4 protein-coding genes and 1 pseudogene are annotated in these 10520 nt (G+C 73.9%); all 5 read left to right on the forward strand.

Features of this window, described 5'->3' with window-relative positions:
* Positions 1 to 350 precede the first annotated feature (350 nt).
* On the forward strand, positions 351 to 2192 hold the full coding sequence (locus AC559T_RS05595) for an EAL domain-containing protein (RefSeq protein ID WP_498867988.1): 1842 nt from the start codon (positions 351 to 353) through the stop codon (positions 2190 to 2192).
* Positions 2193 to 2570: 378 nt separating this feature from the next.
* Entirely contained in the window at positions 2571 to 3572 is a 1002-nt protein-coding gene (locus AC559T_RS05600; protein ID WP_498867989.1) for an LLM class flavin-dependent oxidoreductase, read from the forward strand.
* Between the two features lie 99 nt (positions 3573 to 3671).
* On the forward strand, positions 3672 to 4100 hold the full coding sequence (locus tag AC559T_RS05605) for a helix-turn-helix domain-containing protein (protein WP_112108688.1): 429 nt from the start codon (positions 3672 to 3674) through the stop codon (positions 4098 to 4100).
* Positions 4101 to 4149: 49 nt separating this feature from the next.
* Entirely contained in the window at positions 4150 to 4581 is a 432-nt protein-coding gene (locus AC559T_RS05610) for a VOC family protein (RefSeq protein ID WP_498867990.1), read from the forward strand.
* 557 nt (positions 4582 to 5138) lie between these two features.
* Positions 5139 to 10520: pseudogene (locus AC559T_RS05615) on the forward strand (SDR family NAD(P)-dependent oxidoreductase); the annotation flags it as partial.

Raw genomic sequence — 10520 nt, forward strand, 5'->3', positions numbered from 1 at the left:
TGATCCGGGCGGCTCTCCGCCGGCTGGCCGGTACGGCTCCGCTGGTCGGATACGGCTTTGGAACCCCGCGAGAAGAGCCCCGCGCCCCCGCAGACAGGGGACTCCGCGTCGGTCACAGCCGGGCGCGCGGCCATCGCGTATCTCCTCGTCAAATTCTTCGCTGTTCTCGAAAAGGATCACGTGGTGGTCGCTTTGCGTCACGGACCGCCACTCCGGCGGGTCACTAGACGATCGCTATTCGTGCACCGCGGGCGTGGACTCCACTCGGCGATCGGAACTGTGGCCCGGGCGACGTGTTCCTGGTGGACGCGTGGGAAACATGCTGGCGAGTGCCGCGTGGGGAGGTGCACGTGACCGATGCCTGTGGTCGCGGCGGCGCCACGCCGCCGTCCCGGTGGGATCCGGCCGAACCGGACCCGGTGGCCGGGCTGCTCGCCACCGCCCGTCGCCGCCTGGGCATGGATCTCTGTTGGTTCTCCAGGCTGATCGGGGGAGCCCAGGTGATCGAGGCGTGCGACGGCGACGCTGCGGCCTTCGGTGTCCATCCCGGCTCGACGGTGCACCATCCCGGCCCGCACCGCTCGCATGCTCTCGCCGAACGCCCGCTTCCGGTCGTCGGCAGGATCCGCCCGGAGGCGGTGACGTCCGGGACGGCGACGGAGGTGACGGGGACGGCGGCGACCGGGGTGGAGGCGACCGGGGGGCCGCTGGCCGGCCGGCCCGAGGTCGGCTCGTACATCGGAGTTCCGGTGACCCTGGCGGACGGCCGTCCGTACGGGATGCTGTGCTGCCTGAGCCGCGACGCCGACGTGGCGATGCCCGCTCGCAAGACGCGTTCGCTGGCCTTGTTGGCAGAGGTGCTCTCCGCCTCGATCTCCGATCGGCGGTCCGGCGGGGAGTACCGGGAGGCGGCGTGGTGGCGGATCTGGCGGCTGATCGACAGCGGTGGCCCGACGATGGTCTTCCAGCCGGTCTTCGACCTGCCGTCGCTCGACTGCGTGGGGGCTGAGGCGCTTGCCCGGTTCCCGCCCGGTTCGGGTGGTGCCGAGCGCTGGTTCGCCGACGCCGCCGCCGTGGGCCTCGGCCCCGCACTCGAACTGTCCGCGATCCGGTCGGCGCTGCGCGCGTTCACCTGCCTGCCCCCCGAGTTCGGGCTCGGGGTCAACGCCTCACCGGCCACGATCCTCTCGGGGCGGCTGGCGGATGCGATCGCCGATATCCCGGCCGACCGACTCGTTGTCGAGGTCACCGAGGGTGACAGGGGCGAGGATTATCCGTCGGTCCGCTGCGCGCTGGGCGTCCTGCGCCGTGAAGGAGTCCGGATCGCCGTGGACGACGTCGGTGCCGGCTACGCCAGCCTGCATCATCTTGTGCAGCTCCAGCCCGACTTCATCAAGATGGATCAGTGTCTCACCCGGCGGATCGACGCTGATCCGGCGCGGCGCGCGCTCGCCGCCGCGCTGGTGCACTTCGCCCAGGAGACAGGCAGCCTGGTCCTCGCAGAGGGGGTCGAGACCGCGCGGGAGCTCGGTGTCCTGATCGGCGCGGGCGTGCACCAGGCCGCAGGGCCACTACCTCGCCCCACCCGGTCCGCTGCCACTGCCCGCGAGCGCCAACCGGACCCGCCCGCCCGATACGGCTTAGGTGGCTCCGGGGCCATGGGGACCCGGCTCCGGAGTTCGGTCGGGACCGGACGGGCTGGAACAGCCGGTCCGGCGAGGTCACGGAAGCCAGGGCTGGCCGACGGCCATCACGCGTCCTCCCGCGTCGAGCCGCAGGATCATCAGGCTGGACGGACGGGCGGCGACGAACTCCCGCAGGTCCGCGAGGTCACCGGTCTCGTACTCCTCGGGCCGCACCGGAAGAACGACCCTGACCGTCGGCGTCACCACGTAGTCCAGCGTCCCGCCCTCGACGTCGTCGATGCGGTATCCGTCGAGGCAGGTTTCCGCGTCGCCGGACTGCGGGGTACAGAGGACGTACTTCGACCGGTCGAGGCTCAGCACGGTGCCATCGGGGCCGTCGGAAATGCCGACCACCTTGCCGATGTCGTGCACCTCACCGAAGCCGGCAAGTGGCGGGTACGCGGAGGTCGGCAGCGGCGTCGGCACCGGCGCTGGCGAAGGCGACGGCGGCCGGCTCGTCCCGACCACGGGGGATGGGCTCGAAGCCAGCGACGTCGATTCGGGTGAGGCACTACCGCCCGAATCGCTGGAGCAGCCCGCGAACATGATGACGGCAACGACCATCGCGCCGAGCCGGCTCGACAGACCGACGATTCTGCGATTACTCAAAGCAAAAGGACGACAGCCCATAGTGAAATACCTTATCGCGTCGTAGGTAGGGTCTATCTGTCCGGTCAAAATGCCGATGACCACTGGACGGATACGTGTGCAGTTCCCGCCGTCGCGATTCTCGCCCGGGCATCGAATCACAAAGTATGCGCTCACTCCTGTTCCGGTGTCAATCGATGATCACGTCCCGGCGGCGGAGCGACCGGAGCCCGCCGCGGCCGGCCACGGCGGGGAGTTGACGTGCCGCGCGTTACAGGGCAAAAGTCGACCGGTGGGATGACCACCGCATACCTCACCGACGAGGAGACGGACATGTTGGCGCTACGGCTGAACCTGACCCAGCCCGGTCTGGACCCCAGCGAGATGTCGGCCCGGCACCAGGCCGCTCTCGAGATGTGCGCGCACGTGGAGGAACACGGCTTCGACCTGGTCAATCTCGAGGAGCATCACGGCGTCGACAACGGCTGGAGCCCCGCGCCGCTTGCCCTGGCGGGACTTGTCCTCGGCCGGTGCTCCCGCCTCCCGGTCTCGATCGCCGCCCTCCTGCTGCCGTTGCACGATCCCATCCGGGTCGCCGAGGACATCGCTGTCCTCGACCTGGCGTCCGGCGGGCGGCTGAGCGTCGTCCTCGGTGTGGGCTACCGCCCGTCCGAGTACGCCACCCACGGCAAGGACTGGGCGCGTCGCGGGGCGCTGATGGACGAGTGCGTCGACACGCTCCTCAAGGCATGGACCGGCGAGCCCTTCGACCACCGCGGGACCACGGTGCGGGTCACGCCGAGGCCGTTCACCCAGCCGCACCCGCCGGTGATGATCGGTGGCAGCTCGAAGGTGTCCGCGCGCCGGGCGATCCGGTTCGACCTGCCGTTCGCGCCGGCGGGGCACCTTCCCGACATCGCGTCCTACTACCACGAGCAGTGCGCGGCCAGCGGCGTCGAGGCACGCTGCCGCATGCCGGGGCCGGGGGTGACGATGATGTTCATCCACGAGGATCCGGACGAGGCGTGGGCGACCCTCGGGCACCACCTGCTCCACGAGGCGGTGACCTATTCGGCCTGGCAGACGCCGGACGTCCGCTCCGCCCACCGGTCGAGCGCGACCACTGTGGCGGAGCTGAGGGCGGAGGGGATCTACCAGATCCTGACCCCGGAGCAGGCGCTCGCCCACGGCCAGCACGCCGGGTTCGCCATCCACGCGCTCTGCGGCGGCATGCCGATCGCCGAGGGCTGGCGTTGCCTGACCCTGTTCACCGACAAGGTGCTGCCCTTCCTCAGATGACCACCGCCCCGCCTCCCGGTGCCTGCGCTCCGTGGGCCGCGCGACGCGGCCTGGGCTCCGCCGGCCGGCTGCGTCCCGGCGTCGGCGATACTGCGGTGCATGGTGCCGCCGGCCCGCCACCTGCTGCGGGCGAAGGATCTCGCCGACGCCCGCTACTGCGAGCCGCTCACGGTGGCGGACCTGGCGCGCGCCGCCAGTCTGTCGCCGGCCCACTTCAGCCGGGAGTTCCGGCGGGCCTTCGGTGAGCCGCCGCACCAGTACCTGCTGACCCGCCGGCTCGAGCGCGCCGCGGTGCTGCTGCGCAACACCGACCGAAGCGTGACCGAGATCTGCTTCGCGGTCGGCCTGACGAGTGTCGGATCCTTCACCACCCGATTCCGGTGTGTGTTCGGAATGTCGCCGGGTGCCTACCGGGCGGCGTTCCCGCCCGCGCGCCGCCACATCCGGATCCCGGACTGCGTCGCCCGTGCCTACGGCCGCCCACACAACCGCACGTTCGGAGAAGCCGAGGTCACCGCCCGCGCGTAGCGTCGCCGGCGCGTTCTTCCGCGCAGCCGACCGAGCCGAGGAGACAGCGGTGATCAGGATCGCCAACGCGCAGTTCTGGGTGCACGACCAGGAGGAGGCGCTCGCCTTCTACACGAGGACGCTCGGCTGGGAGGTCCGGTTGGACGTCACCATGAGTGAATGGGGATTCCGCTGGCTGGTGGTCGGCCCGTCCGGCCGGCAGGACGTGGGGCTGGTGCTCATGTCGATCCCGAAGCCGCCGATGTTCGACGTGTCGACCAGCGGCCAGCTCGCCGAGCTGGTGGCCAAGGGCGCCGGCGGGACGCTGTTCCTCGAGACCGACGACTGCCAGGCCTCCCACGACGAGCTGCGCGCCCGGGGGGTGGAGTTCAACGACCCGCCGACCAGGCAGCCCTACGGCATCGACACGTCCTTCCGTGACCCGTCCGGCAACAACATCCGGCTCACGCAGGTCCTCGAGTTCTCGCCCGACCGGACCTGAGTCGGCCGGCTCCGGACCCGGGAGGCAGGTCGGGTGATCCGGACACGGTGAACACCGGTTCGCGGGCGCTCCCGATGACTGCGGGCGTAACAGTGCGCGAACTTGCTTGCGGTATCCGCCGTAGCGTGCCTATTCTCCCTCGAAGTGATGCCCTCCTTGCTCGTGGCCCGCGGTTCCGCGCGGGCCGGTTCGAACACGACGTGATCGTTCTTCCGAACATGATTGGGCTGGGATGTCCGTCCAGACTGTCGGGCCAGGCACGAAGCGGGGGACCGGGCGCGGGTATGAGTCCGCCGGTCGAGGAATAGCCGGAAGGTGCGCTACCCGCGGTGTTCCGCCGCACCGCGCGGCAGGCGCTTCAGGGCGACTACCTGGGCTTTTACCCGCGTAAAACGCGCGGCGAAACCCTTCCGGTCCCGACTGGGGGAAGGGTGTTCGCACCGGTCCTTTCCTTCGGTAGCCGCGGGTGATTCATCGAGTGGCGCGCCATGGATCCGCGGGTGGATTCCAGCGCGCGGTGATGTCCTCGCGGGGCCCCGACCTGCACGGGAGAAGCGTTGGCGGGACACGAACACCCCACCTGGCGGGAGGCCCTCACCGGGCTGCCCGAGGCCGAACAGCACCGGCTTCTGCTCGACCTGGTACTCCGGCAGGTGCGCCGGGCCGTGGGCGACGGGCACGGCCCGTTCGACCCGCGGACGCCGTTCGTCCGGCTGGGGCTCGGTGGAGGAAGCACGGCCGGTTTCCGGGACGCCCTGGGCGGCGAGCTCGGCCTGGCACTGCCCGCCACGCTTCTGTTCGACCATCCGTCCCCGGCGCGTCTCGCCGACCATCTCAGGACACGGGTTCTCGACGTACCGGACCACCCGGTTCCGCCTCCGGTCGGGCCGGACCCCCCGGACCTGCCGGCTTCGCGGGCGCCGTCGGCCTCGGCCGCGCCGCCGGACGACCCGATCGTGATCGTGGCCATGGCCTGCCGGTTCCCCGGAGGGGTGCGTAGCCCGGAGGATCTCTGGCGGTTGGTCGCCGAGGGCCGCGACGCCGTCGTCGACATCCCCGCGGACCGCGGCTGGGACCTGGCCACCCACTTCGATCCCGATCCGCGCCGCTCCGGCACCTTCTACACGACCCAGGGCGGCTTCCTGGACGACGTCGCGGGCTTCGACGCGGCCTTCTTCGGGATCTCGCCGCGGGAGGCGCTGGCGATGGACCCGCAGCAGCGGCTGCTGCTCGAGGTCTCCTGGGAGGCGTTCGAGCGGGCCGGCATCGACCCGCTCTCCCTGCGCGGCAGCCGGACCGGCGTCTACACCGGCCTCCCCGTCGCGGACTACAGCCCGCCCTGGCGGACGGCCCCGCCCGTCGTCGAGGGCCACCTGATGAGCGGGACCCTGCCCAGTGTCGCCTCGGGCCGGGTCGCCTACACCCTGGGGCTCGAGGGCCCCGCGATGACGATCGACACGGCGTGCTCGTCGTCGCTGACGGCCATGCACCTGGCGGCGCAGGCCCTGCGCGCCGGCGAGTGCACCCTGGCGCTGGCCGGCGGGGCCACGGTGATGGCCACCCCGGACGTCCTGGTGGAGTTCAGCCGTCAACAGGGCCTGGCGCCGGACGGCCGCTGCAAGTCGTTCGCGGACGCCGCCGACGGCACCGGCTGGGCCGAGGGTGCGGCCGTGGTGCTGCTGGAACGGCTCTCCGCCGCGCGCCGCCACGGGCGCGCGGCGCTGGCGGTGCTGCGCGGCAGCGCGGTCAACTCCGACGGCGCGTCCAACGGGCTGACCGCGCCCAACGGGCTGGCGCAGCGGCGGGTCATCCGGGCGGCGCTGGCGAGCGCGGGCGTCTCGCCGTCCGACGTGGACGTCGTGGAGGCGCACGGCACCGGGACCAGGCTGGGCGACCCGATCGAGGCCCAGGCGGTCATCGCCGCCTACGGGCAGGACCGGCCGGCCGACCGGCCGCTGTGGCTGGGCTCGTTGAAGTCGAACGTCGGGCACACCGTCGGGGCGGCGGGGGTCGGCGGCGTGATCAAGATGGTCCTGGCGCTGCGGCACGGCGTGCTCCCGCGCACCCTGCACGTGGACGAGCCTTCGGCCCGGGTGGACTGGTCGGCCGGGCACGTGCGCCTGCTGACCGAGCCGGTGGCCTGGCCGCGCGGAAACGGCGTCCGCCGGGCCGGTGTCTCCGCCTTCGGGGTCAGCGGCACGAACGCCCACGTCATCGTCGAGGACGCCCCCCGCGCCGAGCCGGTTCCATCCTGGCTCGACCAGGCCGGGCTCGACCAGGCCGGGCTCGACCAGGCCGGGCTCGACCAGGCCGGGCTCGACCAGGCCGGGCTCGACCAGGCCGGGCTCGACCAGGCCGGACCGAATGCCGGCGGCGGTGACCAGGCTGCGGGTGACCCGCCCGGGGGCGATCCCCCGGCGGGCGAGGAGCTTCCGTGGCTGCTGTCGGCCGGGTCGGAGCCGGCGCTGCGCGAGCAGGCCGCCCGCCTGGCGGCCCGGGTCGAGAGCGAGCCTCGGCCGGGCCTGGCCGATGTCGGCTGGTCGCTGGCGGTGGGGCGCGCGGCGCTGGCGCACCGCGCGGCCGTCGTCGCCGGCGACCGGGAGGGCATGCTGCGCGGCCTCGGCGCGCTGGCGCGGGGCGAACCGTCGGCGGCACTGATCCGCGGCTCCGCACGCCCGGACCGCCAGACCGACCGGCTCGCGTTCCTCTTCAGCGGCCAGGGCTCCCAGCGCCCGGGGATGGGCCGGTCGCTGCACGGCCGGTTCCCGGTGTTCACCGAGGCGTTCGACGCGGTCACCGCCCGCCTCGACCGGCATCTTCCCCGGCCGCTGCGGGACGTCGTGTTCGCCGGCCCGCTCCCGGACGCGGCGCTGGAGCGCACCGAGTTCACCCAGCCGGCGCTGTTCGCGCTCGAGGTGGCGCTGTTCCGCCTGCTGGAGTCCTGGGGCGTGCGGCCGGACGCGCTGCTCGGGCACTCTGTCGGCGAGCTGGTGGCCGCGCACGTGGCCGGCGTGTTCGACCTGGACGACGCCTGCGCGCTGGTCGCCGCGCGCGGCCGGCTGATGCAGGCGATGCCGACCGGCGGCGCGATGGTCTCGCTGCGGGCGTCGGAGGAGCAGGCCCGTGAGCTGATCGCCGAGTTGGGTGCGCGCGCGGCGGCCGCGTCCGGTTCCGCGTCGGGAGCGGTGGACGTCGCGGCGGTCAACGGACCGGAGTCGGTGGTCGTCTCCGGAGACCTGCGCCCGGTCGAGGAGATCGCGCAGCGGTGGCGCGCCCGCGGCGGAACGGCGACCCGCCTGCGGGTCTCGCACGCGTTCCACTCCGCGCACATGGACGGCATGCTCGAGGAGTTCCGCAGGGTCGCCCACGGTGTGACCTTCCGGGCGCCGGCCGTCCCGGTCGTCTCCAACGTCACCGGCGCGATCGTCGCTTCCGACGAGCTGTGCTCGGCAGAGTACTGGGTGCGCCAGGTCCGGGCCGCGGTGCGGTTCCGCGACGGCGTCGACCGGCTGCACGAGCGGGGCGTGCGGACCTTCCTGGAGATCGGCCCGGACGCGGTGCTCTGCGGCATGGGGCAGGACTGCCTCCCGGCCGGCTCCGACGCCGTGTTCGTCCCGAGCCTGCGCCGTGACCAGGCGGAGCAGCCCGCGCTGGCCCGGGCCGTGGGCAGGCTGTGGATGGCTGGCGCCGACGTCGACTGGGCGGCGTTCTTCGCCGGCGCGCGCCGGGTCGATCTGCCGACCTACCCGTTCCAGCACCGCCGCTTCTGGCTTGGTGACCACCTCGCCACCGCGAACGCGCCCACCGCGGGCACTGCGGGCACCGCGGGCACTGCGGGCACCGCGGGCACCGCGGGCGAGCCTGCCACCGCGGGCGGCGCGACGCCGGGCCGGCGGCCCGCCGACCGCCGGTACCGGGTCACCTGGACGCCGGTGTCCACGGCGAAGGCCGCGAAGGCCGCGGGGCCCGGCCGGTGGCTGGTGGTGATCCCCGCCGATCTGACCGCGGAGGACGGTGTCGGCGCCTGCGTCGAGAGCTGCGTCCGGGGTCTTGAGGGCAGGGACGCCGAGGTCGTCCGGTTCGAGGTGGACCCCGCCGCCGGTGTCGACCGCAGCACGCTGGCCGCCCGGCTCACCTCGCTGCATGTCCCGCTGGCGGGGGTGCTGTCCCTGCTCGCGCTGGATGTCCGGGAGCTGCCCGGCCGTCAGCCGGTCACCCGGGGCCTGGCGGGCACGCTGGCCCTGGTGCAGGCCCTCGGCGACGCCGGGGTCGCGGCGCCGCTGTGGTGCGTGACGCAGGGGGCGGTGTCGATCGGCGGAGCCGACGCGGTGACGAGCCCACCGCAGGCGCAGGTGTGGGGCGCGGGGCGGGTGGCCGCGCTGGAGCTGCCACGCCGGTGGGGCGGTCTGGTCGACCTTCCCCCGGCCGTCGACGGGACGGCGGCCGACCGGCTCGCGGCCGTGCTCGAGGGCGGGCCGGGCGAGGACCAGGTGGCGATCCGCCCGTCGGGCGTGTTCGGCCGCCGGCTCGCACCGGCCCGAACGGCCCGCACCGACACCGACAGCGACAGCGACAGCGCCGGTGGCGGGTGGCGTCCGCGCGGAACGGTGCTGATCACCGGTGGGACGGGGGCGCTCGGCGCGGCCGTCGCACGGTGGTGCGCGGATGCCGGGGCGGCCCGGCTGGTTCTGACCAGCCGTCGGGGCGCGGCGGCCCCGGGCGTGCCCGAACTCGTCGCCGACCTGGCCCGGCGCGGCGCGGCGACGACCGTGGCCGCGTGCGACGCGGCGGACGGCGACGCGCTGGCGGAGGTGCTGGCGGCCATACCGGCGGACTGCCCTCTGACCGCCGTAGTCCACGCCGCGGGCGTCGCCGGCGGGTTCACACCGCTGCAGGACGTGGACGTCGCCGAGCTCGCCGAGGTGCTCGCGGGCAAGGCCGCGGGCGCCCGGGTCCTCGACGAACTGGTCGGCGACCGGCCGCTGGACGCCTTCGTGCTGTTCTCCTCCATCGCCGGCACCTGGGGCAGCGGCGGCCAGTGCGGGTACAGCGCGGGCAACGCCTACCTCGACGCGATGGCCGAGTACCGCGGCGCGCGCGGGCTGGCCGGCACGGCGCTCGCGTGGGGGCCGTGGGCGGAGGGCGGGATGGCCGTCGATCCCGCGATCGCGGGCCACCTCCAAGACCGCGGGCTGGTTCCCATGCCGCCGGACGAGGCGGTCGCCGTGCTGGCGGAGGCAATGGGTGACGAGCGGTGCCTGACCGTCGCCGACGTCGACTGGGCCCGGTTCGCCCCGGCCTTCACCGCCGCCCGCCCCAGCCCGCTGCTCGGCGACCTGCCGGAGGTCCGCGCCGTCCTGAACCCTCCCGACCCGTCCACGGGACCCGCCGGTGGACCGGTCGCCGGCGGGGAGGCCGGTGACCGCGGCGGCGACGGGCCGGCGGCGCTGCTCGGGCGCCGGGCCACGATGCGCACGGCCGAGTGGCGACGGTTCCTGCTCGACCTGGTGCGGGCCGAGACCGCCGCCGTCCTCGGGTACGACGCCGCCGACCAGATCCCCGCCGACCGGGCCTTCGTCGATCTCGGGTCCACCTCGCTGACCGCCGTCCAACTGCGGGCGCGGCTGGCTGAGCGCACCGGGCTGCGGCTGCCCACCACCGTGGTCTTCGACCATCCGACGTCGACCGCCCTCGCCGGGTACCTGGCCGCCGAGCTCCCCGGCGGCCCCGACGGCGACCCGGCACCGGCCGGGGCGGCGGAACCGGCCTTCGCCGGGAATCACGTGACGCCGGCACCCGGCCCGCACGGCGCGGCCGGGGACGACCCGATCGTGATCGTCGGCATGGGATGTCGCCTGCCCGGCGGGGTGGCCTCGCCGGCCGAGCTGTGGCGGCTGCTGGCGGAGGGCACCGACGCGGTGTCGGAGTTTCCGGTGGAC

It is taken from the genome of Frankia sp. Hr75.2 (assembly GCF_949319125.1).
Lineage (GTDB): Bacteria > Actinomycetota > Actinomycetes > Frankiales > Frankiaceae > Parafrankia > Parafrankia soli.

What these genes read in the sequence shown, in the direction of transcription:
- AC559T_RS05600 (WP_498867989.1), top strand. Translation starts at nt 2,571, where the DNA reads ATGACCACCGCATACCTCACCGACGAGGAGACGGACATGTTGGCGCTA.
- AC559T_RS05605 (WP_112108688.1), top strand. Translation starts at nt 3,672, where the DNA reads ATGGTGCCGCCGGCCCGCCACCTGCTGCGGGCGAAGGATCTCGCCGAC.